Below are 24,126 nucleotides of genomic sequence, written 5' to 3'. Positions count from 1 at the left end.
AAGGTCGACAGGGCATCAAACTAATTCGTCGACTATCCAACACACTGTTGAGTTCTCAAACATCACGCGCATCCCGTGTCCGCCTGCGATTTCTCGCTTCGGCCCGCGGGGCTTGTGGTTTAAAACTTAGCGAGTCGATTTCCGCTTCGCAAATCGAGGCGTTTTCCCGACTCTCACCGCAGGCTCCCGCTCTCGTGCCCGGCTCGGCCGGAGCCGAGCATGACCGAGAGGTTCGATCTGAGGTGGCCGCCTCGGGGCCGAGAGCCCGGCGAGACCCGCCTTGCTCTCCGCCGCTCCCTGGCGACTCGGAGAACAGTACGCCCCTCCCGGTGGGATGCCAAATCGGGGGGTGCGACTCCGCGCGTCAGGCGCGGCGCACGCCTCGGAAGGTCTTCTTGCCCTTGCGCAGGACCAGCCACTCCCCGCCGATGAAGGCCGCCTCGCCGGGCACGGTGTCGGGGTCGTCGACCCGCTCGTTGTTGAGGTACGCCCCGCCTTCGGCGACGGTGCGGCGCGCCTCTCCGCGTCCCTTCGCCAGGCCGGCGAGGACGAGGAGGTCGGTGACGGTGGGGGTCTCCCCCGCCGGCAGATCGACGGTGCCCGCCTCGCGGAGGGCGGCACCGAGGGTGGCGGGGCTGAGCGTCGTCATGTCCCCGGTGCCGAAGAGCGCCGCCGAGGCCTCCTGGATGCGGCGGGTCTCCTCCGCCCCGTGGACGAGCGACGTCACGTGCTCGGCGAGCGCCCGCTGTCCGGCGCGCAGGAAGGGCTTCTCGGCGTGGGTGGCCTCGAGCGCCTCGATCTCCTCGCGCGGGAGGAAGGTGAAGATGCGCAGCAGCTCGCCGACCTTCTCGTCCTCGACGTTGAGCCAGAACTGGAAGAACGCGTAGGGCGACATCATCTCGGGGTCCAGCCAGAGCGCGCCGCCCTCGGTCTTGCCGTACTTGGTGCCGTCGCTCTTGGTGATGAGCGGGGTGGCGAAGGCGTGGGCGCGCCCGGCGTCGGCCCGGCGGATCAGCTCCACGCCGCCGGTGAGGTTGCCCCACTGGTCGGAGCCGCCGAACTGCAGCGTGACGCCGTGGCGTCGGTGGAGCGTCAGGAAGTCCATCGACTGCAGCAGCACGTAGCTGAACTCCGTGTAGCTGATGCCCGCCTCGAGCCGGGTGCGGACGACGTCGCGCGCGAGCATGCGGTTGACCGGGAAGTGCTTGCCGATGTCGCGGAGGAAGTCGATCGTCGACAGGCCGCTGGTCCAGTCGTAGTTGTCGACCATGGTCGCGGCGTTGGGGCCCTCGAAGGACAGGAAGGGCTCGATCTGCGCACGCACCCGCGCGACCCACTCCTGCACGGTCTCGATCGGGTTGAGGGTGCGCTCCCCGGACTCGCGGGGGTCGCCGATCATGCCGGTGGCGCCGCCGACGAGGGCGAACGGCGTGTGGCCGGCCTGCTGGAGACGTCGGGCCGTGAGGATCTGGACCAGGTTGCCCAGGTGCAGGCTCGGCGCCGTGGGGTCGAAGCCGACGTAGAAGCGCACGCTCCCCGACGTCAGCGCCTCGCGCAGCGCCTCGCGGTCGGTCGACTGGCTGATCAGCCCCCGCCACTCCAGGTCGTCGAGCAGAGCGGGGTCGAGGGGCGCGTCGGCGGACACGGGGGGCCTTCCTGGTCGGGATCGGGTGCGGCCCAAGCCTGCCGCATCGGGGACGTCAGCGGGCGCGCGGTCCGTCGTCCCGACGGTCGGACGGCTCCGCGAAGCCGCGTCGCTGCAGGCGACCCACGGACCCGAGATTGCCGAGGATCGCCGCGACCGGCGGGATCAGCGCGGCCACCACGCTCATCGCGATCGCCAGCGGGACGGAGAACAGCCGGACGACGTTCCAGGCGAGGGCCACCAGCACCAGGCACGTGCCCATGAGGACGAAGTACAGGCGCCGGCGCCGGCGGTCGTCGAGCGGACGCACGGTGCTCAGAGGCGGATCTGGATGCGCTGGATCGACGCCGAGATCGGCGCGAACAGCTCGCGGCGGATGCGGTTGTGCTCCTCGTCGAGGTCGTACACGCGGTAGTCGTCCTCGCTGGCGAAGTCGGCGGTGAGCGCGTAGGAGGCGTTGCCGTCGCGCAGACCGACGTCGAGGCCGGTGCGCAGCTCGTAGGAGACGCCCTCGACCCGCAGCCCGCGGAGCGCGGCGAGCGCCGTCTCGGCCTGCTCGGGGGTGGCGTCGTCGCGCAGCACGCCGACGACGATGTTGCGGATCGCTGGGCCGGTCATGCGCCCAGCCAAGCACGCGGCCCCACGCCCCCGGGACACCCCGGGAGCGACCGGGCCCGTGCTCGCTAGGCTCCGCGCCTGAGGGGCGGTAGCTCAGTCGGTCAGAGCAGAGGACTCATAATCCGAATCCGGGCGTGATGCGGGGTGGGGCGACTTTGACCATGAAGGCTGTTTGCGCAGGTCAACGACCGTTTCGCCCTCGCGAAGTGATGCGAACGCATGTTCGGTGGTGCGTGCCGTTGCCCCACGTTTGCCCCACGAACGACAGGCTGCACCGATGAAGCACCAGCGCCCCGAGACACCACTCCCCCGCCGGTACCTGACCCCTGAGCAGGCAGCCGAGCAGCTGCCCATGAGCGCCGACTGGATCCGTGAGCAGCTGCGCAACGGCAACCTCGCAGGCTCGAAGGTCGGCGGCCGCTGGCTCACGACCCAGGCCTCCATCGACGAGATGGTCGCGGCCGGATCGAACAGCACGACGAGGGCCAGGCGTCGGCGCCGGAGAACCATTCCACCGGCGGTCACCAGCGCGCTGTAGGACTGTCGGTGCCCGGTGGCAGCCTGATCGGCATGGACGAGCCGTTGACCGAGCTGGAGATGGAGATCCTCGACTTCGAGCGCCTCCGGTGGCGTCACGCCGGCGCCCGCGAGTCCGCGGTCCTCGACCGATTCGGCTGGTCGATCACCCGGCACGCCCAGGTCGTGAACGCGCTCCTCGACCGGCCCGCGGCGCTCGAGCACGACCCTGTGAACTTGCGGCGGCTGCAGCGGCTCCGCGACGCACGCCGGGCGCAACGCACCGCCCGGATCGCGTGACGCGGCCAGGCGCACTGCCCTAGCGTGCCCGGCATGCAGCCGCCGTCCCCTCCGCCGCCGCCCGGCTGGTACCCGTCACCGGAGCGACCCGGCCACCTGCAGTTCTGGAACGGCAGCGCATGGACCAGCGACCTGCACTCCACGGCCATCCCTCAGCCGGCAGCAGTCGCACCGCCCGCCGGCGCGCCCGTCTCGGCGTGGGCGGCAGGGCTCGCCGCGGCAGTGCCACTGGTGACCGTGCTGCTCGCCGTTGCCGGCGGTGCCTACGGACCGACCGCCGCCTCGGCGCTGGGCGTGATCACGACCACCACCGTCATCGTCTTCGCGGGCCTCGACGTGAGCGCGCTGCGGCGCGCAGGTCGCGTCGGGCCTGGCTTCATGCTGTGGATCCTCACGATGTGGCTCTACTTCATCCCGCGCGTCTTCGTGGTCCGCACTGGATGGTCGGTGGCCCTCTCGCTGGCCGGGCTGATCAGCGGTCTGCTGACGCTCGGCTTCATCGGACAGATCCAGACGTTCCAGCCCTGAGCGGGTCAGCCCCGCCGGCTCTCGGCCGGCGGGGCGAGCCGCTCGCCACGCGCCCACGCGGCCCACTCGTCCCGCACCGCGGGGTCGGCTCCGGCAGCGTCGAGCAGCCGGGAGATGCGCTGGCCCCAGCAGGTGCGGATCGGGTCGGCCTGCCAGCCGCCGAGCTCGCTGCCGGATGCCTGGCCGAGGAGCCGCGGGTCGCGGGTGATCGCATGCAGCTCGGTGACCGCCTGGTCGATGGGGGTGCGGGCGGCGGCTAGGCGGCGGGCGGTGCCGCACAGGCGGGCGATGGTGATGCGGTCTTGCTCGAGCCCCATGCCGGGCGACGGTAGCCGCCGGCGGCGACAGCCACGTAGCGTCTGCGCTCATGCCGCGGATCACGCTGATCGTCGAGCCCGACGACGACTCCGGCGGCTGGTGGATCTGCAACGTCGCCGGACCCACCCCGATCGACCTGCAGTCCCACGCCGCCGAGACCCAGGCCGAAGGGCAGGCGTGGTGCGTCGAGCGAGCGGTCGCGATGGCGGCCGGGCGGCCGGTGGTCGTCGAGTGGCGGCCCGATGAGCGGTTCGGCGCGATGGTCGCCGACGTGTCGATCTGACCCTGGACGCGACGAAGCGCCCCCGCCCACCTGGTGAGGGTGGACGGGGGCGTTCTCTGGTCACCGTCATCGGCGGCGGCGTACTCTCGCTACATGGGACGCGACGATGTGCGAGTGGACAGCCAGGACGTGGCTGACATCCCTGTCGCGTCCGACGAGGAGGTCCTGGAGATCGTCGAGAGGCTGATCCCGCGGTGGGCCGGCCTGCTTGATCGACTCGCGCAGTAGGCGCATCCGCGGCGATGCCGGTTGAGCGTCTCAGCCTCGAGGTCGTCGGCGAGATCAATCGCCGCCTGGGTGGAGGCGGGCTGTCAGCTGCCGATCGTGGAGCCGTCGAGGGCGCTCTCCTGCGACCGTTCTCCGGCTTCGGTGATCACGAGCTGTTCCCGACCCTCTGGGACAAGGCCGGCGCCATGCTCCACGGACTCGCGAGTACTCAGGCCTTCGCCGACGGCAACAAGAGGACGGCGTGGTTGGCCGCGCTCGCGCTTCTAGAGCTGAATGGCATCCAACTTCCGGTTGTTCCTGATGTTGAGGCGGAGGCCTTCGTGCTTTCGGTCGCCACAGTGCAGGACTTTGCGGCTGACCGCGCGGCTGAGTGGTTCCGATCGGTTCACGGCCGTAGTCGTGTCGGCTACGCGTCCGATCCTCGGCTCGAGTACCTCGTCCTCGCAATCGGGGCATGGCATGAGGAAGGCGGCCTGCTCAGCCTTGATCACGCTCATCTCTTCACCATCGAAGCCCGAGAAATCCCCGGCCCTGTGTTCGCGTGGATTGCAGGTCGGATTCACTGGCGTGACGACGAGAGCCCCGAAGGTCTATCCCTAACGGTCCAGATCGACGGCGACGACAAAGGCCGACGCATCGCTCGACCGCTGCCCGCGTTCCCCTACGAACACTCTCTCGGTCTGCTGGTTCCCACGGGACACGCTCACCATCAGCGCAAGTTCATGCCAACGACCTTCGCGGTGCCCGTCGGGCTGTCTGCCATTCAGCCTGGTCGAGTGACCCTGCACGTGGCGATCGGCGGTCAGCATGCCGGCAGCATCCCGATCTCGCTGATTCGCAGCACTCAGATCCCGTCTGACACGTCCGGCCTGTAGGTGTGGCTGACCGAGTCGCCCCGGCCGCGAACAATGGTCCGTTGGGGCGCGTTCGGGACGGCGTACACGCCTCCACCGGCCGCGACCGCCGCCGCGGCAATCGTGAGGACCTCGCCGACGGTGAGGCCGCCGTCGACGAGCGTCGCCGCGGTGGTCAGGGCGGCGACGAGTGCCGCGGCGATCGCCTTCCGGTACGGCGCGAGCGCCTCGAGCATGCCGGTCATCGGCGGGCCACTAGGGCGCGCTGAGCGGTGTTCGCGGCGAGAAGCCGCTGGCCGCGCTTCGACTTCGCCCAGCGGCGCGCGAGCCGGTCGACGGGGGCGCCGCCCTTCACGAGCTCAAGGTGCATCTCGTCGGGCCGGTTCGCGTAGAACGCGCCGGCGCGGACGACTCCGCCGCAGGTGAGCATCCGCCAGCGCAGTTTCCGCAGCTGCAGCTTGGTGAGGGTGCGGGTGCCGAGCGGGTGTGCGGCGGCGTTGATGTCGACGGCCTCGGCGGTCGAGTGGTTTGACCAGACCGTCGCGGACCCGCGGATGAGGCGCTTGGCGTAGCCCCACTCGTCGAGGGTGCGGCCAACCACGGACTCCATCGACTCGTCCCACCAGAGGATGAGCCAGCAGAGGACGAACCCGGGGGCGCCGCGGCGCAGCCGGATCTTCTCGACGCCGCCGCGCAGCGGCAGGGTCCACGTGTAGAGCTCGGGCGAGTCCTCGTCGAGGACGGGCCGCCCGTTCTGGGCGTACAGGGTCACGGTGTGCTCCTCGAGGGATGGACGCGGGGTGGACGTGGCAGGCCCCCTGCTGCACGTCCGGTCAGCAGGGGGCCTGGTCGAAGGCGCGCGCGGGCGCGCAGTTCAGGAGGTGAGGCCGGCGGGCCACGCAGGCGGCGGGGGCGGCTTGCCCTCGGTGATGTAGGCGCGGAGGACGCCGATGTAGTCGTCCTTGAGGCGGGACTCCCGCTCGACCCGCTCCACGCGCGCCTCAAGCGCGGCGATCCGCTCGACCATCTCCGCGACGGTCGGCGGCGCGCCGCGGGAGAGGAACCGCTTCGCGACGAGCACGATCACCGGGCTGGAGAGCAGGGCGATGACGAACGTGGCGGTGGGGTCGGTCATCGGCCTTCCCCCTCTGCTGGGTGGTCGGGCCAGATGGTGGGGCGGGCGTCCTTCACGATCTCCGCGCCCCGGTACACCTGCCCGCACACCCCGGAGATCAGCAGCACCGCGATCACCCACGACGTCGTCGTCGGATGGTCCTGCGTGGTCGCCGCTGACGCCCAGGTCGCGAACGCCGCGCCGGCCATCGTGCAGCCGGCGACCTCGACCAGCGGCGCCCGGCACGCCGCGCCGACCAGGCACACCGCACCGGCTGCCACGAGGGTGAGGGACCAGAGGGTGGCGAGGTGGTCGTCGCGGAGGCCGGCGTCGATCGACGCCGGGGTCGCCATGAGCGTGAGGGTGCCCATGATGATCAGGCACACGTCACGGCAGACACGCGCGACCCGAGACAGCGCGGTCATCGGACGCCCACGGATCGGCTGATTTCCCGCCAGTTGGTGCCGTCGTAGCGCAACGTCACCGAGTCCGACCAGGTCGCGGTGGTCGACGCTGCCGGTGCGGTGCCTCCGGCGAAGCGGGCGTTTGCGGGCCAGGCGTAGGTGCGGCCGCCGGTGGCGTCCTGGATCCACTCGATCGTGATGACCTGCCCGAGGGTGGGGTTGGTGATCGTGGAGGAGGTGGCGTTGGCGCCGAGGGTGATGGGGAACAGGTTGCCGAGTTGGGCGTCGATGGTGACGGCGCCGTTGGCGGCGAGGGTCTGCGTGGTGGTGCGCTGGTAGTGCGAGCCACGCAGGCCGTAGCCGGCGACGGGGGTGCCGCCGTTGAGGATGGTGAGCAGCGGGTTGGAGCCGTCGATGGTGAAGCTGGGTCCGGCACCGGAGCCGCCCATGATCCGGTCGGGGATCGAGGGGCAGGCGATGGTGCGGAAGTTGCTGACCGCTCCCTGGATGGTGTTGACGTAGTTGCTCGACGGGCTGCCGTTGTTCCACACGGTGGTGCTGGCCAGACCGGCGATGCCGAACAGGGTCGGGATGCCCACGACGTTCTGGGTGTCGGCGACGAAGCGGTTGAGGAACCCGTAGGCGTCGGTGGTGACGCCGCCGAAGATCGCGCAGCCTCCGTTGGAGCCGTTGTTCCAGATCGGGTTGGAGGTGCTCGCGGCGGGGGCGGCGAAGTTGATCGCGCTGTACCTGCTGCCGGTGTTGGCCCAGGCGAAGCCGCTGTCGTTGGAGACCAGGCTGTAGATGATGCTGTTGGTGCACCGGCCCCAGCGGAGGTTCTCGGCGCCGCCGCTGTCGCACTGGAGCGAGAGGATGCGGTGGCCGTTGCCTTCGAGCAGGACGTTGGCTGTGGATCCGTACCAGCCGTTGTAGAATGAGTCGATGGCGCCGACCGCGCGCAGCGGCCCGGAGTTGATGGTGGTGCGGAAGCCGATGCCGTTGTTGAACCCGAAGAGGTTGTCGAGGTCGACCTGGCAGTCCTGGTTGTCGATGACCAGGCCGTCGCCGGCGCCGAAGAAGCACGCCAGTCCGCGGATGACGGTCTCACTCGAGCCGACGTAGACGGCGGCGTTGCCGGTGTAGACCTGCTGGAGCGCGCTGGTGAAGCCGGCTCCGCCGATCGAGACGGTCTGGTTGGCGTTGGTGGCGGTGGCGTTGGTGGAGATCGCGATCGCGTTGTTGGCGGGATCGATCGCCACGACCAGGGCACCTACAGGGATGCCGGTGCCGGTGATCGGTGCGGAGATCATCTTGGGGTCCAGCTGCGTACCGGCGACGTTCTGGATGACGTTGGAGCCGCTGGTGATGAGCGCGTTGGACAGCGACCACGAGCGGTTGTTCGCGGTCGTGCCCTCGCCTCCGGAACCGCAGCCCCAGGTGGTGACGTTCTCGATCACGCCACGGGCGCGCTTGCGGCCGACACCGGAGCCGAAGCTGATGGCCTGGCGACCCGACAGGCCGGGCATCTTCGCCGACGGGCCACCGGACACAGTGACCGTCGTCGTGCCGGTGCCGGTCGCGTTGGCCGACAGGGCCAGGGTGTTCCCGGCCGCCGAGTAGCCGGTGACCGTGGTGCCGTTCGGGATGCCCGATCCGGTGATGGTCTTGCCGACCATCTGGGCCGTGGCCTGGATGCCGGAGCACTGCACGGTGGGTGACCCGGTGGTGGTGGTCGCGGCGGTGTCGACCCAGGCGGCCTTGGTGGTGGCCCAGGTCGGGATGGCAGGCGGGGTGATGTTCTGCCCGTAGACGTCCACACCGAAGATCAGCAGGTCTCGGATGCCGTACCCGGAGTCGTAGTCCCCGGCCCACACCATCGGCCCGACCGACCCTGCAGCGGGGACGAGGTAGGCGCCTTCGTAGTCGGCGAGCCCGGTCGTGGGGTTGACGAAGTAGGGCCGCAGGAACCCGTTGGCGTCGGTGTAGGTCAGGGTGTTGGTGCTGTGACGCACCGCCGGGCCCGACAGGAACACCTTCGAGGGAAGCTTGAACCCGCCGGACGGCACGTAGGTCGGACCGGGCGGGAGCACGACCGTCCCGCCGCCGAAGGCCGCGACCGCGTTCAGCGCGGACTGCGGCGAGCTGTAGAGGCCGGCGGGCGTGGCTCCGGAGAGGTTGAGCTGAGCGGCGAGGTACGCAGCCTGCGCAGTCGAGACGGGCTTGTTGGCGTCCGAGGTGTTGTCGACATTACCCAGACCGAGGTTCGTCCGGGCGACCGGTGCGCTGGCCAGGTCAGACAGGTTGGACGTCTTCTGGAGCGAGGCTGCCTGAGCCGCATTCGCCTTCGCGGTGGCGTCGGTAGCGGCAGCCGAGATCGCCGCAGCCTGAGCGGCGTTGGCCTTGGTGGTCGCGTCGGCGGCAGCGGCAGACTGCACCGCCGCGTCGGCAGCAGCCTGCGCACCCGAAACCGGCTTGTTTGCGTCGCTGGTGTTGTCGACGTTTCCGAGGCCCAGGTTGGTCCGGGCAGCCGGGGCGCTGGCCAGGTCGGAGAGGTTCGCCGCGCGAGCCGCCTTGCCCGCGAGGGCGGTGCTGACGGTGGTGGCGAAGTTCGCGTCGTTGCCGAGGGCGGTGGCGAGCTCGTTGAGGGTGTCGAGGGCTGCCGGGGCGGACGCGACGAGCGCGCTGATGGCGGCCGCCACCGAGCCGGCGGGCTCGAAGGCGGTGGTCGGCTGGAGCGCAGCGGTGCCGAGGCCGAGAGCGCCGCGGGCAGCGGCGGCATCGGCCAGGGTGAGGAATGCGCGGCCGTAGGCGGTGGTGGCGAGGGCCGAGATCTGGGTGAGGTCAGCGTCGAGGGGCTGCTTCCCCGCGAGCACGGCTGTGATGCTCGCAGCGAAGTTGGGGTCGTTGCCGAGGGCGGCGGCGAGCTCGTTGAGGGTGTCGAGCGCACCTGGCGCTGATCCGATGAGCGAGGCGATGGCGGCCTGGATTGCAGCGTCGCGCAGGTAGGCCTCGCCGGCGACCTTGTTGGTGGCGTCAGCTGCTGCAGCGGCCTGGACCGCGGCAGCAGAGCCGGCGGCGTCGAAGAACTGGTCGACGGCTGCTCGGAGCTGCGCCGTCGTGACGATGTCGGTGTAGCCAGCGACAGACCTGACTTGGTTGCGCGGTGCACCGACGGGGTCGGTGACGGGTCCGTCGTCCGGGATGGCGTTGAGGTCGAGAGTTGCCTGGCCGGCCAGGGGCTGGAAGATCTTGCGGAACTTGGCCTTGCGGCCGTCGGTCCAGGTGAAGGTTCCTACGAGCTTGTATGCCCAGTTCTTCACCAGCTGTCCGGTCTCGACGGAGAGGTAGCCGTCGGCGTCGGTGGGCACGACCGCGAAGGTGAGCTGCTCGCCGAAGTCGGCCTCGAGCTGGATGCCGGGGCTGTCGAAGCGCCACTTCGACGCCTCGTGGACGATCGGGAGGCTGATGTAGAGGGTGGCCTCGATGCGGGCCGGCTTGGGGTCGCCGATGTTGAAGTCGTAGGTGGGCCCCAGGTTGCAGGTCACGCCGATGACGCCGGGCGGGAGGGTCACGGTCATGGGGTGGCTCCTTCGTTCTGCTGAGCGGTGAGGGAGGCGACGGCGGCTTCGAGTTCGGCGATGCGGGCGTAGAGCGCCGCGACGGGGTCGGCCTGGTCGGCCGGGTCGGTGGGGCCGCGCCACTGGCCGGTCCGGGTGAGGGTCCAGCCGGGCGCGACCGGGGAGTCGGCGGGAAGGGGCTTGATGGTCTGCCAGTCGGGCGGGGCCCAGGCGCCCGGGCTGGCGGGGTCCCAGGTGTCGGGGAGGGCGATGACGTTGACGACGTCGCCGCCGGGGCCGATGAGTGCTGCGCGCACGGTGTCCTCCTCAGAAGTGGGTGATGACGAGGACGAAGCCGTCGCCGCCGCCTCCGCCGTTGCCGGAGCGGGTGGTGGTGCCGGTGGCGTTCGAGCCGCCGCCTCCGCCGCCTCCGGAGCCGTTCGCGCCGTTGCCGCCGTTGCCGCCGACCCCGTTGATCCCGCCGCCGCCTCCGCCGCCGCCGGAGCCGCCGGCGCCGGTCGCGGACGATCCGGCGGTGCCGTTCTGGCCGGCGCCGGTGCCGCCTCCGGCTGCGAGTGCGCCACCGGCGCCGGGGGTGCCTGAGGCGCCCTGCCCGCCGGCGTACCCGGCGGTGGCGTTCGCGCGGATGTCGGCGCCTTGCCCGCCGGCGCCGCCTCCGGCTGCGGCAGCGGACGACCCGGCTGCGAGTGCGCCGCCGGCGCCACCGACGATGCCGCCGCTACCACCGGCACCGCCGGCCGTCGGGGCGGTGCCGACGACCCCGGGCATGGGGCCGCCCTTTCCGCCGGCCGCGATGTAGGACCCGAACGAGGAGCTGCCGCCGTTGGAGCCGGGTCCGCCGGCCGCGGACGCCGACCCGCCACCGGATGCGGTGGCGATCGCGCCGGTCGCGCCGGCGCCGCCGATCCCGACGACCACCGAGGCGGTCGACGGCAGCACGCTGGCGGGGATGAGCGCCGTGGTGACCGCGCCGCCACCACCGCCGGTGCCGCCCGGCGAGTTCGGGGAGCTGCTCGAGCTGACGTAGGCGACACCCGAGGCGCCACCGCCGCCGGCACCGACGATGACGACGTGCACGGCCTGCGCGAGCGCGGGCTTCGACCAGGTCGCCGAGGAGGTGTAGAAGTCGACCTTCGCGGACGGCGCGGCGGGGGTCCAGGCGGCCCCGTCCCACCGCTCGAGGCGCCCGACGGTGGTGTTGTAGATCGTGCGGCCGACCCATCGGGTCGCGCCGGACAGGGCGTCGCGCTGGTCGGAGGTGAGCGGCGAGATGCCGGGGGCGCCGTCGACCCAGGTCGCGAGGGCCTGCAGCCAGGTCGGAGTGTTGTTCGGGTCGGACGGCTGCGGGTAGGGGACGCCCTTGCTGGTGGTGGACATGCTCAGACCTCGGTTCCGGGCTCGGGCTGGTGGGCGATCGCGTCGGCGAAGGTCGGGAACGCGGAGGCCTCGGCGGTGAAGGTGGGGCCGTGCCGGTTCGTCATGTGCTGGAACGACGCCCCGGACCGCACCTCGAGCGTGGCGATGATCCCGACGGGCTTCTGGGAGTCGATCGCGGCGCGGATCTGCGGGATGGTGACGCCGTCCTCGATTTCGCCGGCGAGGATCTGCACGGTGAGCCGCCACGGTGACCCGTCGCGTTCGATGAGCTCGACGCGCTTGTTCCCGGTGAGGAGCGCGGCGACGGCGGCCTTGAGTGCGCCGGGGGTGCCGCGACGGAACCCGGGCCGGGACCGGACGTAGTCGCGGGCCTGCGCGGCGGTGAGGCCGTCGGGGACGCGGGTACCGGCGAGCTGCCCGAGCCAGGCGGGGTCGATGGTCTGGTCGAGGTCGTAGATCCCGGCCCAGCCGCGCGGCCCGGGCTGCAGCTGCGCGTCGGTGTCAGCGACCGGTGTCGTGAGCGCGTCGACGAGCGCGGCGAGCAGCGGGCCGGCCTGGGCGGTGAACGCCTCGCCGGTGGCCTCGGCGACCCGGTCGGAGAACGCGGTCACGACACGGTCCCCGATACCCCGGACCCGGCGCCGATCGGCGCCGGGAGCGGCGCGGCGCCGCTGAGGGTGACGTCGCTGGTGCCGCCGTTGAGGGTGAGGGACGCGATGTAGGCGACCCCGTCGGCGGACCCGACGACGCGGGCGAGGTCGAGGAACCGGACCGTCGGGGTGTTCACCCAGGCGTCGGGGTCACCGGGCGTGGTGCCCCACGCGAGGAGCCACTTGGTGACTGCCGCGGCGATCGCGGCCTGCACCGCGGTCGGGGATGCCCCGGTCTCGGCGACCGCGGTGTAGGCGATCGTGAGGTTTGTGTAGGTGGGGGCTGCGGCGAAGAACCGGAAGTTGACCTCCCGGTACTGGCCGAGCAGCGCGAGCACCTGGTCGGAGATTCCGGCCGCGACCGGCGTGTTCGTGGCGGTGATCGGGACGACCGTGACGGTCCGCTCCGCGGGGGTTGCTGGGGTGGCGGGGTCGTAGAGGTCGAGTGCGAGGGCCCGGTCGACGCCGGGCACGGTGCGCGCCAGGGCGGCGACGTCGGCGGCCCGCACGCCGCCAGGACGCAGCGATGAGGTGTAGGCGACGAGCCGGTCGAGGTAGGTGAGGATCGGCTCCTCGTCGACCCCGCCCGTCGATTCGGCGGTGGCGGTCGCTGACAGGGCGGTCGCGGTGGCGGTCGCGATGGTGAGCGGCCCGGCCGGCACCCCGTTCCCGGCGGTCCCGGGGGTCGCGGCGACCAGGGTGACGGTGACGCTGGTCGACGACGCGGTGACGGCGGCGGGGAGGTTGAACGCGACGTCGCGGCCGTCGGCGCCGACCCCGAGGACGGTGAACCCGGCCGGGAGGGTGTCGCCGGCGGCGGTGACCGTGACGGTCACCGGGATGGTGGCCGAGGCGGCGGGGATCGCGGGGACCCCGAACACGGTCTCTCCGAACGCCGCGAACGCCGCGGTCACCGAGTCGACCGCGAGCTGGTTTGTGGCCGCGAGCTCGCGGCCGATCTCCTCGGCGAGCACCACCTCGGGGGCGGACTCGTCGGCGACCCAGCCGGGCATCCGGTCAGCCATCGCGTCGAGGACTTCGACGATCACGGCGTCGGGGTCGGTGTCGATCTGCGGCGGCGTGTACGGCATCGCGGCACCTCGTCCTTCAGGCGTAGCGGGTCAGGGGAGGTAGATGTCGGCGGCCTGGGTGCCGTCGGCGTTGGTGGGCTCGACGAGCACGGTCGACGGGTCGGCGCGCGGCTCCCACGTCTCCAGGACGTCCGCGAGGGTCGCGGGGTCCAGGCCGCGGCCGAGCGGGTCGGGGATGCCGTACCCGGTGGCGGCTCGCCGGTCCCCGATGACGGTGGCGACCAGCAACCCGACGGACTGGGCGACCTCCGCCTCGGAGTCCTGCTCGAGCGACGACAGGACCCCGCTCGGGGTGACGGCGATCGGCAGCGCGAGGTGGCGTGGCACGGGGCCTCCAGTGGTCAGGGGAGGATCGGGTTGCCGAGGGAGGCGAACCGGTTGGCCATCGACGTGCCTGTGCCGGCGAGGGTGACCGTCAGGGTCACGAACAGCTCCTGCGTCGGGTTCACGGTGGTGGTGACGGCGGTGGCTGATCCGGCGGCGACCGCGGGCCCCACGGCGGTGGACCCGTAGAGGAACCCGCCGGCCATGTAGAGCGTCGCGGAGGTGCCTGCTGAGGCGGTGCACCCGACGGCGACGTTGAGGAAGCTGATCGGGGTGTTCGCCGCGATCGTGGCGGTGGGGGCGATGGAGACATTGGCGGTGTCGCCGGCGATGGTTCCTGCGGTGCCGAACCGGACCCGCCAGGTCGCGATGCCCGCGGTAGTGGCGGCGGTGACGAACGAGGTGAACTCGATGGGCAGGATCACGCCGTTCTGCCAGAACCCGGCGGGCACTTTCCACTGCGCGACGATCGTCTCGGCGGTCGCGGCGCTGGTGGCGTTGAAGGTGAGGGGCCGGCGGGTGAACTGCGGGGCGCCCGTGATGTCGTAGACGAGGGTCGCGCCGGTGCCGAGGACCGGGAGGGGCTCGCCGTTCTCCACCGAGTAGGCGTAGATCCGGTTCGCGCGGGATGGCTGGGTGATGCCGGCGGTCTCGGTGCCCTCGACGTAGACGCCGCGGGTGCCGGTGGAAGATCCTCCGGCGGAGATCATGTGGATGACGTTGCCGCGCGCCTCGAGGCCGCTGGCCGTGCCGCCACGGAACCGGACGGGTTGCACGGTGCCGTTGTTCGACTGGTTGATCGCGACGTCGTAGAGCCGGTTGGAGTCGCTGTTGCGGAAGTCGAGCGCGATCTGCTGCAGCCCGCAGGACACGGCGATGTTCTGGAAGGTGCAGTTCGAGGTGTTCGCGTTCGATGCGCCGTCGAGGGAGAACCCGGTGGCGGTGGCGGGCGACTCGAGGAGCCGCACGCGGAGGTTGCGGAAGTCTCCCTTGGTGACGTCGGCGGCCTCACCGAGGGTGGAGCCGGTGACCAGGCACTCGAAGGTGAACCCGATGGAGGACGGGTTGATGACGTAGACGTCGTCGAGGATGCCCCAGTGGATCGACCGGACCCGCACGCCGACCCCGATGTTGCCGGCGCACTGGAGGTTGAGGCCGTTGATGCCTGAGCGCTTCACGGCGGCGTTCGAGGCGCCGGACGGAGAGATGACGTCGACCATCGCGACGGTCGCGCCAGTGCCGGTGTTGTTCCAGAACAGGGTCGACCCGAACGCGGTCTGCGCGACGCCGGCGGCGTCGGTGTTGCCGTAGGCGCCGAGCCCCATCAGCACGACCGACGACGAGTCAATCGTGATGGTCTGGTCGATGTGGTAGTTCCCACCTGGCACCACGGCGTACCCGCCGCCGGCAGCCTTCGCCGCGTCGACGGCCGCCTGGATGGCCTGCCGGTTCGCGGTCGCCTGGGCCGCCGCCACGGTCGCCGTGGCCGGCCCGGCAGTCAGGGTGCCGTAGTCGCGGGCGAAGAAGAACGCCTGCTTGATCGGCGCGATACTGGCGGCGGTGGCGAACTTCGTGAACGCGCCGGTCGGGTTCTTGATCGACGGCGCGTTGTCGCTGGAGTCGAAGAAGAAGGTGACCGCGCCGGCAGCCGGGGTCTGCGTGACTCCCTGGGACTGGGTGTCGAGCTCGAGCTCGGCCATCAGCGGATCCCCCCGATCAGTGCGGTGCCGCGGCCGACGAGGCGACCGGTGCCGCGCACAGCGAGCGCGCGCAGGTAGTGGGCCTGGGTGTTCGTGGCGGCGGTGTAGGTCGAACCGGTCGCGATCACGCGCGGGACTCCGGCGGCCGCGTCGGCCGGGAGCGCCACGGACACCTCAGAGAGCGCACCCGTGGCGGGGTCGCGTCGGACGACGTTGGCCGGCATCAGGCCAGCAGGATCGCGTCGTCGCCCTCGAACGCGATCGTGGTGGCTGTGATCGCCTTCCCGAGGTACTGGTGGATCTTCCCGGTGCCGGTCACCGGGGTGGGGGTGGCGCCGCCGGGGGTGGTGTCGGAGAGGTAGTAGCGCGCGCCGACCGTCAGGCTCGACAGCGCGGTGTTGCGGCCCTCGAAGAACAGGGTCGCCGCGGCGCCGTTCGCGGACGCCGACAGGACGAACCCGTCAGCCTGGACGGGGGTGCCGGCCGCGGCGGTGGCGCGGGCGATGGTGCCGTCGGACTTGACGTAGCACCAGTCGCCGGCCGAGAGGGCCCCGGAGGCGGTGGAGGTGTAGACGTCGGGGGTGACACCGACGGGCATCAGGGACTGGTCCAGCCGGCCGGTGGAGTCGAGCTGGGGGATCTTCCCTGCGTCGGCGGCACCGGCTGAGGTGGCCTGGCCGGGGACCTCGACGAGGGACTGGGCGCCGGTGCCGCGCGCGAGGTAGTTCGCCATGACGTCTCCTAGGTGTGTGCGATGCCGGGCTCGATGCGGATGACGAACCGGGTGGTGGTGGCGGCGTGACCGAGGCGCAGCTGCACGACCCCGGTGGCGGGATTGGTGGTGAGCTCGCCGCTGGTGCCGAGCCAGTACGGGCCCGGTGTGAGGGAGGGGATGGTGAGGTCGCCGTCGTCGCGGATCGTGACGGTCTCGCCGGAGAGGGCGGCGGCGGTAGCGATGCCTGCGACACGACCAGCGGTGGTGGTCGACGTCGATGAGGCGGGGTAGGCGTTGCCGTCAGCGGCGATGTAGACGGCCCTGTAGGCGGCGATGTTGGCGCCAGCGGGGGCCGTGAACCCCTCGCTGCTGGTGCCGCGCGCCGGCGTGCCGCCCCCCGTGCTGGCTGCGGTCTGCGGGATAGCCCAGGGGCCGTCGTCGGTCCACACGAGGAGGACGACATCGCCGACTGCGGTGGCCGGGCCTCGGCAGGGTCCGATCGGTGAGTCGGCGATCGTGCCGATCGGGGCGACCCAGGAGCCGATGTCGTCGACCTTCACGACCTGCCCGGTGACCGGGGGCCGGTCGAGCCGCGGCGGGGTGCCGGACAGCAGCCGGGAGATCGAATCGGCCACCGTCAACCCCTCTCGTCAGATCCAGAGCGCGGACGAGGTCCAGTCGTGTGAGGCGGCGCCGCCGAACACGCCGCACCCATAGGCGCGGCCGCGGGCCTCGACGGTCGACCCGTTCCCGAGGCTGATCGCGACGTGGTTCGTGGCGCCGGTCCCGATCCGGAACAGCAGCGCTCCGCGGGTGCGGAGCCCTTCGGCGACGCTGATCCCACGGCCGGCCTGCGAGCAGCGGGCGGCCTGCGCCGCCGACGGCTTCGGCAGCACCTTCCCGCCCGCGCGAGTCGCTTCCTGCACTAGCCCGGAGCAGTCGAACGACCCCGGCCCGGAGGCGCCCCACACGTAGGGCTTCCCGGACTGGGCGAGCGCGAACTGCACCATCCGCTCCCGCGCACCTGATCCCGGGGACCCGGCGTCGCCGGCCTGGCCGGGCAGGTAGTTGTCGAACCCCGGGTCACCGGCGCCGGTGGCCTTCGGCTCGACGAGCTGGTGCTGGGATCGGCGCAGCAGCACGGTCGCGCGGGACCGGGTGACGGGCCGTGTGAACGACCACACCAGCCACTTCCCGGCCGCGGCGCCCATCGCGTCGTCGAGAAGCACCACCGAGCCCGCGGGCAGCGCCCACCGGGTCGCGTCGACCGACAGGGTCGCCTCGGCCATCGGCTTGCCGATGTCGAGGTCGAAGTCGATGGAGTCGACCGGGTTGCCCTGGTCCCCGGCGACGGGCTCGGTGAGCCGGGTCGGGGACGGGTCGCGGGTCATCAGCCACGAGTCGGGGCCGACGATCAGCCGCTTCCCGTCGGAGAACCGCCGCCAGTTCCGGGCTTGGGCGAGGTCGCCGAGGAGGTCCCAGGAGTTCTCGGTCTCGCCGTGCATTGACCGCGACACCTGAGCGTGGACCCGCTCGCTGTCGGAGTCGTCGACGACGACCGCCACCCCGGCCTCGCGTGCGAGGCGTCCGACGACACCGGCACGGGACAGGGTGTCGGGTGGGATGGACAGCTGCGCGGTCTTGCGGCGCAGCGCCCCGACGACCCCGTCCTCGAAGGTCAGCGTCACCCGGGACCCCTGCTTCGAGACCCGGACGAGCTCGAACCGGCGGCCGGCGACGTCAAGCCACGACCGCTCCTTGAGGTACCGGTCGCGCAGGAGCCGCCGGTCGGCGTCGTTGACCGGCACCGTGACCGTCGACGCGCCGTCCATCGTGAGGTTCAGGGTCGGCGGGTCGGTGATCGCGTCGGTCAGGTCGACCCACGGCTTCCCGTCGCCGCGCTTGATCCGGTACTCCCCGGAGGCGATGTCGCGGTCGACGGCGGCCATGTCGTCACCTGCCTGCCTTGGACTTCGACGCGGGGCCACGGACCACGGACGCCTCGACGTACTGCCGGAACGTCACGGTCACCTGCTGCTGGGTGCGGCGGCCGGCGGTGTTGCGGATGAGCAGCTGGTCGTCCTCGAACACGAGGTCCGCGATCACCCAGGTGATCTGCTTCCCGAACGGGGTGGCTCCGGTGATGCGGACCTTGGTGGGCTCCTTGCCGACCGACCGCGGCCGCCCCCACCGCTCGAGGCGGGACAGCTCGGTCTCGACGGACTCGCGGCCGTTGCCGACGACCAGCGGGACGACCCACTGCATCGCGGGGGTGCCGGTCCACTCGATCGCCTCGAGCCGACGGGCCCGGGGCACGGGCTCCCAGCCTCCGACACCACCGGACCGCTGCCCGGGGCCGGCTTGCCGGAACCGGATCGCGCCGGAACCGTCCGCGGGGGTGACGAGGATGCTCACCGGCGGGCCTCCTGGTCACGCAGGTCGCCGACGACCAGGTCGGAGATGACGCGGCCGTCGGGGAGCACGAGCTGCGCGGACAGGTTGATCTGCTCCCGGCTGGTGCGTCCGGCTCCGGACGGCTGGGGCGTGCGGGGCTTCGACGGCGGCGCCGACGGCACCCGCGGGGGACGACGCCCCGGCGCGCCGGGCGTGCTCCCACCGAGGAGGGGCGACAGGAGGCTGTTCAGGGCCGTCGTCAGGTCCCGATTCAGCGCGAGGATGCTCGCGCGGGCGGGCCCAGTGTCGATGTCGACCTTCGTGCCATCGACGACCGCCAGAGAGGCAGCGAGCCGGTCTACGCCGTTCGCAGCTGTCATCGTCCCTGAATACAGGTCGCGAAGGTTCTCCTTGCGCGCGCGAGCGGCGATCGCCTCCTGGGCGACACGAGCGGGCTCGAACAGCACTGTGTTGAGCCAGTTGCCAGTGCCGCCAGCGTCTCGCAGCTTGGAGTAGTCCTTGAGGCTCAGGAACGGCTTCTTGCCGAACCTCTGCTGCTGGTCGGGCCCCTGAGATCCGGTCGCGGTCTCATTCAGCAGGGCCGCTAAGGCGACGTAGGGGTTGGTCAGGATGCTGTCGAACAGCAGCGATCCCGCGAACAGACCGAGTGCTCCGCCAGCGCCCGCCTTGCTGCCCCGGGTCCGTGCCCTGCCAGGCGCACCGCGGCGTCGCCGGGGGCTACCACCCCCCGAATCCGGCAGGCCGCCCATGCCCTCGTTCACCACGAAGACCGGTGTCGCGCCGCCGTACTTGGACAGCGCCTTGGAGATCGGGCTCTTGTCCTGCGGGAGCTTCGAGCGCAGGTATGCGCCGCCAGCTCCGAGCGCGAGTCCGGTCTTGACCCACTGAGGGGCGTCGTTGAAGGCGTTGACCAGGTCGCGCGCGTAGGGCGCTGCGACCTTCAGGGCGTCGGCGGTGGTCCCGAGCGCGGTCCCGATGGTCGGGAGCAGTTCGCGGGCGAGGGGCTCGGCCTTATCCACGAAGTCGCCGATGGCGGGGATGCCACGCTTCTCGAAGACGTCGAGGTAGTGGGTGATGGCGGGGACGCCGTCCTTGAGGATCTTCCCCTCGAGCCGGTCCAGGGTCGGCAGGAGCGAGAGGCCTAGCTGCTCGTTGATGTTGGCCCAGGCGGTGGACATCTTGTCGGTGAGGGTGGCGTTGGCCTCGGCGGTGCCGCCCTGGGACTTCTTCAGCTTGTCGAGCAGCAACCGCTGGGCGTCGAGCTCGTGGCCGGAGGTGACGAGGGCCTTGATCTTGTCCTTCTCGGCCTTCGTGAAGCCGACGCCGGCCTTCGCGAGGGCGTTGGTGCCCTTGATCGGGTCGTTGAGGGCCTTGCCGACGGCGCGTGCGGCGGAGGTGAGGTCGAGGTCGGCGTTGGCCTTCCCGTTGCCCATGGCGGCGGCGTAGTCGGTGATGGCCTGGGTAGCGCGGTTGAAGATGTCGTTGCCGCGGCCCTGCTCGTTGCGGACCTTGGTGAACATCAGCAGCATGTTCGCGCTTGACTGGATGGCCTCGTCGTCGATGCCGGTCTTCAGGGAGATCGCGTTGGCGAGGTTCCCGATCTCGGTGGAGGTCGTTCGTGCGGCCCACGCGGTGGAGCGCAGCCGGTTCTCGGTGACCTTCCCGACCCGCTCGGACTCGCGGGCTTCCTCGAAGGCGCCCTTGAGGGCGAACCCGACTCCCGCGACCGCGGCGCCGGTGCCGATGGCGGCGTTCTTGACGCTCAGCAGGTCCGAGCGGACCGACCGGAATGCCGACGAGGCCTGCTGGCGGCCATCGACGACGAACCGCAAACCGACTTTCTCCTCAGCCATGACCGTCTCCCTCCGTGCGGAGTGCCGCGGCCTTCTCGAGGATCGCGGCGAGGATCGTGGCGTCGTCGGGTGGGAGCGCGAGCAGCCTCAGGGGGTCGCTGTAGCCGAGGTTGAACGCGACCGCCGCCAGGTGGATGGCGGGGTCGCCGGTCAGTTTCCCTGGGCGTCCCGGTCGACCTCGTCGATCGAGAACCCGGACCAGCGCTGGACCCGAGCGGCCGCGGAGATCACGTCGCCATCGGTCAGGTAGAGCGACCTCACGACGACGGTTGCGGACGCATCGGGCTCGAGCCCGAGCCTCTCGGCCAAGCCACTGCTAAACGTGGGAGCGTCCGCCGGCGGCGGCCGGTCGTCGATGCGGTCCCAGACAGCCACACAGCTGGTCGCCAGCACGGTCGCGTCGTGGTTCGTGTTGGCGTCCGGGTCGGTCGACCCCTCGTAGGTCTTGCCGATTCGGGCGAGCTCGATGACGGTGAGGGGCCGGAACCGCACGGTGAGCGGCTTCAGCCCAGGAACGGGCCGGTCGAGGTGCAGCCGCTCGACGGCCTTCGCGCGCCGGGCGCGGAGGTCCTCGAGCATCGAGCCCGGCGCGGCGTCCAGCGACGTCATCAGGCGCGGTCCGTGATCGAGAACATCAGCTGGTACATCGACACCGACGTCGACGCCGTGTCGACCTCGGGGTCGGTGGCGCCCATCAGCTTGCCGGTGAACGTGTACGGCCGGCCCTGCGGGGCGCCGTTCGGGTCCAGCGGCTGCGCGCTGATCGAGGCGTCCGCGCCACGCAGACCGACGATCCGCCGGTACAGCTCGGCGTCGCGGACCCGGTCGAACCGGCGACCGATCGTGAGGTCGGAGAACGTCGGGAGGCCGGTGAAGGCGACCTCCTTGCCCATGCCGCCCTCGCGGTGCTTCTCGACCGGCCACGACGGGTCGCCGCCGGACTTGGTCTCGAACACGCCGAGCGGGATCGGCGCCCCGACGTAGGGCCGGATCGTGCCGGTGATCTGCCACTGCTGCTGCGTGCTCATGCCGCGACCCCCTGGGCGACGTTGGTGACGACGGAGATGGTGACCCGCTCGGTGTGCGGGGACAGCGACACCTCGACGGCGGCGTTGAGGACGCCGGCGACGATGTCGGCCTGGGTGGTGACGCCGGCGACGTCGACGTCGAACGCGTCCGCGGAGGTCTCCCCGAACAGCGCGTTCGCGGCGTAGAACGGCAGCAGGTACCCGGACAGGGCGGCCGACGCCTCGGCGAACAGCAGCCCGCGGCCGTCGATCTGGCGGCCGAGGTAGGCCTCCATCAGCGACCCGATGCCGTAGGCGAGCTGCATCGTGAAGCGGCCCCAGTTCAGCTGCCGGAACGCGTCCTCGGCGGTGATCGACGCCCACCCGGCCAGGGTCGGGACCCCGCGGATGGTGCGGATTACCGAGACGCCGGCGTCGTGGAGCGAGTCGAGCTCGGCGTTCGTGAACGTCGCCGTCGTCGAGACACCGCGGGCGACGACACCGGCGCCGCGGCCCTGGTCGAAGATCGGGGCCTGGTTGGCGTGGCCGTTCGCGGCGTCACCGCGCGCGGCGATGCCGGCGGCGAGGACCGAACCGGGGGTCTGGCGGGTACCGCCGCCGGTGGCGGGCATGTTCACCCACGACCCGATGATCGTGGCGAACTCCGACCCGTTGGCGCCCGACAGGGCCGCGGCAGCGGTCGTGAGCGCGGACGCGGTCGCGTTGACGGCGCCGTCGAGCAGCACGCACCGGCGGAACGCGGCCGCGTGCGCGAGGAGCGCGTTGTACACCGGGGTGCCGGAGACGCCGGGGATGACGACCTGCCCGGGCCCGTAGTCGGCGGACAGCTTGGCCAGCGCGGTGGTCCACTCGGCCTCGGTGACCGACGCCGGCGACACCGCGGCGGCACGCAGCACGACGACCTTCGGGGCGCCCTGGGACAGCGCGTCGCCGACCCAGTCGGCCTGCGCCTGGGGCACCGACGCGTTCAGGGCGTCCTGCGCGGACAGGCACACCGTCGGGACGGAGGGACCGGACGCGCCGGCGTACACCAGGAAGGTGGTGCCGGTGTCCGTGGGGGTGCCGCGGCGCTGGAGCGCGGCATCCACGTTCACGATGATCTGAGGACGGGACACGGGTCTCTCCTAGGTGAGCGGGCGGGACGTGACGGTGTGGGTCGTGCGGGTGACGACGTGCCCGGGCGGGTACTCGCCGGTGTCGGGGTCGGGCAGCTGCGCGAGCGTGAGGACGTCCTCGACGTAGACGTCGAGCTCGACGGCGCAGCCTCCGAGGGTGCGGGCGACCTGCGGGTCGGGGAACCGGCGGTAGGTCTCGCCGACCCACGTCACGCCGGCCGCGATCCCACCGAGGGTGCGGTCGACGTGTGCGGCGGCACGGATGATCCCGGCCCAAGTGCGTATCCGGGTCGCGGTGTCGTTCCAGTCGGTGCCGCGGTCGAACACGCCGACCTCGACGCGGAACGTCGCGTCGTACCCGGTCGGCTGCTGCTTGGGGTCCCCGACGGGGCCGGTGGACACGATCGCGCCGGCGGGGAACTCGCGGCGCGCCTCGCGGAGCGCCTCGATGGTGGGGGTCTGCCGCCACGTCGCTGGCGGGTCGTACTCGTCGAGCGCGGCGGCGCCGATCACTCGGGGGACGTGCCGCACCATCGCGGCCTCGACCGCGGCGCACACGTCGTCGGCGGTGAGGAACAGCCCGTTGCGGCGGCCGGTCACACGGCACCGTCCACGAGATGATCGAGGAGCCGCTCGGCGACCGCGGCGACGCGCTGCCGGCCGGGGTCCGGGGTGGGGTTGCGGCGAGGCGCACCGTTAGCGCCGGCCTGCAGGAACTTCGCGTAGGGCAGGTCGGTGCCGACGACGACGGACTCGCCCTCGACCTGCGGGGCACCGGTGATGTCGGCCATCAGCCGCCCGGAGTCGACGAGCACCCGGGAGCCGCCCTTGAGGTCCACGGTGTGGAGGCTGTCGGCGGGCCACTGCCCGAACCCGTCGGTCGCGAACACCTCGCGCCCGTAGTCGCGCGCGGAGTCGGAGACGACGTCGAGGACACCGTCGCGGGACCGCAGACGCCGCTCGATCTGCTCGAGCAGCCGCTCGCCGCCCCCGAAGGTGTGCAGCGACGTCACCACGGCGTGCCGTCCCAGCCGTAGGGCTGATTCACGACGGGGATGACTTCCTCCAGGCCGAGCATGGGTGCGGGGAAGTTCCCGATGGGTGAGGGCACCCCGTCGCTGTTGCCGTCGTCGGCCGGGTCGACGTAGTTCTTCAGCCGGTCGAGCATCGCCTCGTACCGCTCCCGCAGGTACGTCACGCGTCCCTGCTCGGGGTACAGGTCGGCCTCGATCTCCATCGCGGCGCCGTACACCGCGGTGAGGACCGCGAGGTCCAGCTTCGGGCCGGGCCGCTCGGCGATCCCGCTGCCGGCGACAGCGGTGACCTCGGCGCACACCCCGGCGATGACGACGTCGACGAGGTCGACACCCTCACCGACCTCCGCCTCGAACGCGCGCGGGGCACGCTCGGAGAGGCGGGCCTGGACCTGGTCACGGTCGACCAGGGCCGCGAGGCCGGTGGGATGCGTCATG

General features: G+C 71.6%; 32 protein-coding genes. 5 read left to right on the top strand and 27 right to left on the bottom strand.

The window, feature by feature from the left end; genetic code table 11:
- Nucleotides 1-364: 364 nt before the first annotated feature.
- The 3 genes from tyrS to K8Z61_RS18660 are packed head-to-tail and all read right to left on the bottom strand — an operon-like array spanning nucleotide 365 to nucleotide 2,263.
- Nucleotides 365-1,645: a tyrosine--tRNA ligase gene (gene tyrS, locus K8Z61_RS18670; RefSeq protein ID WP_224131876.1), complete on the bottom strand. Its 1,281-nt coding sequence runs from the start codon at nucleotides 1,643-1,645 to the stop codon at nucleotides 365-367.
- A 55-nt stretch (nucleotides 1,646-1,700) separates the two neighbouring features.
- The gene (locus K8Z61_RS18665) at nucleotides 1,701-1,955 is read right to left on the bottom strand and encodes a DUF3099 domain-containing protein (RefSeq protein WP_224131874.1); all 255 of its coding nucleotides are present in this window, start codon (nucleotides 1,953-1,955) and stop codon (nucleotides 1,701-1,703) included.
- A gap of 5 nt (nucleotides 1,956-1,960) precedes the next feature.
- The gene (locus tag K8Z61_RS18660) at nucleotides 1,961-2,263 is read right to left on the bottom strand and encodes a Dabb family protein (RefSeq protein ID WP_224131872.1); all 303 of its coding nucleotides are present in this window, start codon (nucleotides 2,261-2,263) and stop codon (nucleotides 1,961-1,963) included.
- A 277-nt stretch (nucleotides 2,264-2,540) separates the two neighbouring features.
- On the opposite strand from K8Z61_RS18660, the gene K8Z61_RS18655 reads away from it, so the two are divergent.
- The 3 genes from K8Z61_RS18655 to K8Z61_RS18645 are packed head-to-tail and all read left to right on the top strand — an operon-like array spanning nucleotide 2,541 to nucleotide 3,607.
- A complete protein-coding gene (locus K8Z61_RS18655) occupies nucleotides 2,541-2,801 on the top strand; it encodes a helix-turn-helix domain-containing protein (RefSeq protein WP_224131870.1) in 261 nt (86 codons plus the stop codon).
- A 32-nt stretch (nucleotides 2,802-2,833) separates the two neighbouring features.
- Complete coding sequence (locus K8Z61_RS18650) at nucleotides 2,834-3,079, top strand: DUF3263 domain-containing protein (RefSeq protein WP_224131869.1); 246 nt, start codon at nucleotides 2,834-2,836, stop codon at nucleotides 3,077-3,079.
- A gap of 33 nt (nucleotides 3,080-3,112) precedes the next feature.
- Nucleotides 3,113-3,607: a DUF2510 domain-containing protein gene (locus tag K8Z61_RS18645; protein ID WP_224131867.1), complete on the top strand. Its 495-nt coding sequence runs from the start codon at nucleotides 3,113-3,115 to the stop codon at nucleotides 3,605-3,607.
- A 5-nt stretch (nucleotides 3,608-3,612) separates the two neighbouring features.
- Here K8Z61_RS18645 and K8Z61_RS18640 read toward each other — a convergent pair whose 3' ends face one another.
- Nucleotides 3,613-3,924: a hypothetical protein gene (locus tag K8Z61_RS18640; RefSeq protein WP_224131865.1), complete on the bottom strand. Its 312-nt coding sequence runs from the start codon at nucleotides 3,922-3,924 to the stop codon at nucleotides 3,613-3,615.
- A 50-nt stretch (nucleotides 3,925-3,974) separates the two neighbouring features.
- Here K8Z61_RS18640 and K8Z61_RS18635 point away from each other — a divergent pair, with 50 nt between their 5' ends.
- Both K8Z61_RS18635 and K8Z61_RS18630 read left to right on the top strand, forming a co-directional pair.
- Nucleotides 3,975-4,208: a hypothetical protein gene (locus K8Z61_RS18635; protein WP_224131863.1), complete on the top strand. Its 234-nt coding sequence runs from the start codon at nucleotides 3,975-3,977 to the stop codon at nucleotides 4,206-4,208.
- A 242-nt stretch (nucleotides 4,209-4,450) separates the two neighbouring features.
- A complete protein-coding gene (locus K8Z61_RS18630; RefSeq protein WP_224131861.1) occupies nucleotides 4,451-5,311 on the top strand; it encodes a type II toxin-antitoxin system death-on-curing family toxin in 861 nt (286 codons plus the stop codon).
- Here K8Z61_RS18630 and K8Z61_RS18625 read toward each other — a convergent pair.
- From K8Z61_RS18625 to K8Z61_RS18520, 23 genes are all read right to left on the bottom strand, one after another.
- The gene (locus K8Z61_RS18625) at nucleotides 5,281-5,535 is read right to left on the bottom strand and encodes a hypothetical protein (protein WP_224131859.1); all 255 of its coding nucleotides are present in this window, start codon (nucleotides 5,533-5,535) and stop codon (nucleotides 5,281-5,283) included. The genes K8Z61_RS18630 and K8Z61_RS18625 overlap by 31 nt on opposite strands.
- Entirely contained in the window at nucleotides 5,532-6,062 is a 531-nt protein-coding gene (locus tag K8Z61_RS18620; RefSeq protein WP_224131857.1) for a M15 family metallopeptidase, read from the bottom strand. Before K8Z61_RS18620 ends, K8Z61_RS18625 begins: the two co-directional genes overlap by 4 nt.
- 102 nt (nucleotides 6,063-6,164) lie before the next feature.
- Complete coding sequence (locus K8Z61_RS18615; protein ID WP_224131855.1) at nucleotides 6,165-6,425, bottom strand: hypothetical protein; 261 nt, start codon at nucleotides 6,423-6,425, stop codon at nucleotides 6,165-6,167.
- Nucleotides 6,422-6,775, bottom strand: coding sequence for a hypothetical protein (locus K8Z61_RS18610; protein ID WP_224131853.1), 354 nt, complete (start codon nucleotides 6,773-6,775; stop codon nucleotides 6,422-6,424). Before K8Z61_RS18610 ends, K8Z61_RS18615 begins: the two co-directional genes overlap by 4 nt.
- Before the next feature lie 50 nt (nucleotides 6,776-6,825).
- Nucleotides 6,826-10,386, bottom strand: a complete 3,561-nt coding sequence (locus K8Z61_RS18605; RefSeq protein ID WP_224131851.1) for a hypothetical protein — start codon at nucleotides 10,384-10,386, stop codon at nucleotides 6,826-6,828.
- Nucleotides 10,383-10,682: a hypothetical protein gene (locus tag K8Z61_RS18600; protein WP_224131849.1), complete on the bottom strand. Its 300-nt coding sequence runs from the start codon at nucleotides 10,680-10,682 to the stop codon at nucleotides 10,383-10,385. The genes K8Z61_RS18605 and K8Z61_RS18600 overlap by 4 nt, the downstream gene beginning before the upstream one ends.
- A 10-nt stretch (nucleotides 10,683-10,692) precedes the next feature.
- The gene (locus K8Z61_RS18595; protein WP_224131847.1) at nucleotides 10,693-11,763 is read right to left on the bottom strand and encodes a hypothetical protein; all 1,071 of its coding nucleotides are present in this window, start codon (nucleotides 11,761-11,763) and stop codon (nucleotides 10,693-10,695) included.
- Nucleotides 11,764-11,765: 2 nt separating this feature from the next.
- The gene (locus tag K8Z61_RS18590; RefSeq protein ID WP_224131846.1) at nucleotides 11,766-12,374 is read right to left on the bottom strand and encodes a hypothetical protein; all 609 of its coding nucleotides are present in this window, start codon (nucleotides 12,372-12,374) and stop codon (nucleotides 11,766-11,768) included.
- Nucleotides 12,371-13,504, bottom strand: a complete 1,134-nt coding sequence (locus K8Z61_RS18585; protein ID WP_224131844.1) for a baseplate J/gp47 family protein — start codon at nucleotides 13,502-13,504, stop codon at nucleotides 12,371-12,373. Before K8Z61_RS18585 ends, K8Z61_RS18590 begins: the two co-directional genes overlap by 4 nt.
- Nucleotides 13,505-13,534: 30 nt before the next feature.
- Nucleotides 13,535-13,831 (bottom strand): GPW/gp25 family protein, encoded by a 297-nt coding sequence (locus tag K8Z61_RS18580; RefSeq protein ID WP_224131842.1) that lies wholly within the window; start codon nucleotides 13,829-13,831, stop codon nucleotides 13,535-13,537.
- Between the two features lie 14 nt (nucleotides 13,832-13,845).
- Nucleotides 13,846-15,528 carry a hypothetical protein gene (locus K8Z61_RS18575; protein ID WP_224131840.1) on the bottom strand — a complete coding sequence of 561 codons (1,683 nt, stop codon included), beginning with the start codon at nucleotides 15,526-15,528 and terminating at the stop codon, nucleotides 13,846-13,848.
- Nucleotides 15,528-15,656, bottom strand: a complete 129-nt coding sequence (locus K8Z61_RS19170) for a hypothetical protein (RefSeq protein ID WP_263431347.1) — start codon at nucleotides 15,654-15,656, stop codon at nucleotides 15,528-15,530. The genes K8Z61_RS18575 and K8Z61_RS19170 overlap by 1 nt, the downstream gene beginning before the upstream one ends.
- Nucleotides 15,657-15,751: 95 nt before the next feature.
- Nucleotides 15,752-16,261, bottom strand: coding sequence for a hypothetical protein (locus tag K8Z61_RS18570; protein WP_224131838.1), 510 nt, complete (start codon nucleotides 16,259-16,261; stop codon nucleotides 15,752-15,754).
- Between the two features lie 8 nt (nucleotides 16,262-16,269).
- Nucleotides 16,270-16,878, bottom strand: coding sequence for a hypothetical protein (locus K8Z61_RS18565; RefSeq protein WP_224131836.1), 609 nt, complete (start codon nucleotides 16,876-16,878; stop codon nucleotides 16,270-16,272).
- Between the two features lie 15 nt (nucleotides 16,879-16,893).
- Nucleotides 16,894-18,192, bottom strand: a complete 1,299-nt coding sequence (locus K8Z61_RS18560; RefSeq protein WP_224131835.1) for a C40 family peptidase — start codon at nucleotides 18,190-18,192, stop codon at nucleotides 16,894-16,896.
- A gap of 4 nt (nucleotides 18,193-18,196) precedes the next feature.
- On the bottom strand, nucleotides 18,197-18,559 hold the full coding sequence (locus K8Z61_RS18555; protein ID WP_224131833.1) for a hypothetical protein: 363 nt from the start codon (nucleotides 18,557-18,559) through the stop codon (nucleotides 18,197-18,199).
- A 95-nt stretch (nucleotides 18,560-18,654) separates the two neighbouring features.
- Nucleotides 18,655-20,511: a hypothetical protein gene (locus K8Z61_RS18550; protein WP_224131830.1), complete on the bottom strand. Its 1,857-nt coding sequence runs from the start codon at nucleotides 20,509-20,511 to the stop codon at nucleotides 18,655-18,657.
- Nucleotides 20,512-20,661: 150 nt separating this feature from the next.
- Nucleotides 20,662-21,120, bottom strand: a complete 459-nt coding sequence (locus K8Z61_RS18545; RefSeq protein ID WP_224131828.1) for a hypothetical protein — start codon at nucleotides 21,118-21,120, stop codon at nucleotides 20,662-20,664.
- Nucleotides 21,120-21,539: a hypothetical protein gene (locus K8Z61_RS18540; protein ID WP_224131826.1), complete on the bottom strand. Its 420-nt coding sequence runs from the start codon at nucleotides 21,537-21,539 to the stop codon at nucleotides 21,120-21,122. The genes K8Z61_RS18545 and K8Z61_RS18540 overlap by 1 nt, the downstream gene beginning before the upstream one ends.
- A complete protein-coding gene (locus tag K8Z61_RS18535) occupies nucleotides 21,536-22,654 on the bottom strand; it encodes a hypothetical protein (RefSeq protein WP_224131825.1) in 1,119 nt (372 codons plus the stop codon). Before K8Z61_RS18535 ends, K8Z61_RS18540 begins: the two co-directional genes overlap by 4 nt.
- Before the next feature lie 9 nt (nucleotides 22,655-22,663).
- Nucleotides 22,664-23,254: a hypothetical protein gene (locus K8Z61_RS18530; RefSeq protein WP_224131824.1), complete on the bottom strand. Its 591-nt coding sequence runs from the start codon at nucleotides 23,252-23,254 to the stop codon at nucleotides 22,664-22,666.
- Complete coding sequence (locus K8Z61_RS18525) at nucleotides 23,251-23,670, bottom strand: hypothetical protein (RefSeq protein WP_224131823.1); 420 nt, start codon at nucleotides 23,668-23,670, stop codon at nucleotides 23,251-23,253. Before K8Z61_RS18525 ends, K8Z61_RS18530 begins: the two co-directional genes overlap by 4 nt.
- A complete protein-coding gene (locus K8Z61_RS18520; protein WP_224131822.1) occupies nucleotides 23,664-24,125 on the bottom strand; it encodes a hypothetical protein in 462 nt (153 codons plus the stop codon). The genes K8Z61_RS18525 and K8Z61_RS18520 overlap by 7 nt, the downstream gene beginning before the upstream one ends.
- Between the last annotated feature and the right edge of the window lies 1 nt (nucleotide 24,126).

This window comes from Nocardioides sp. TRM66260-LWL, from assembly GCF_020075545.1.
GTDB lineage: Bacteria > Actinomycetota > Actinomycetes > Propionibacteriales > Nocardioidaceae > Nocardioides.
Note: the sequence above shows the minus strand (reverse complement) of the source record. Positions and strands in the feature narration are given on the sequence as shown.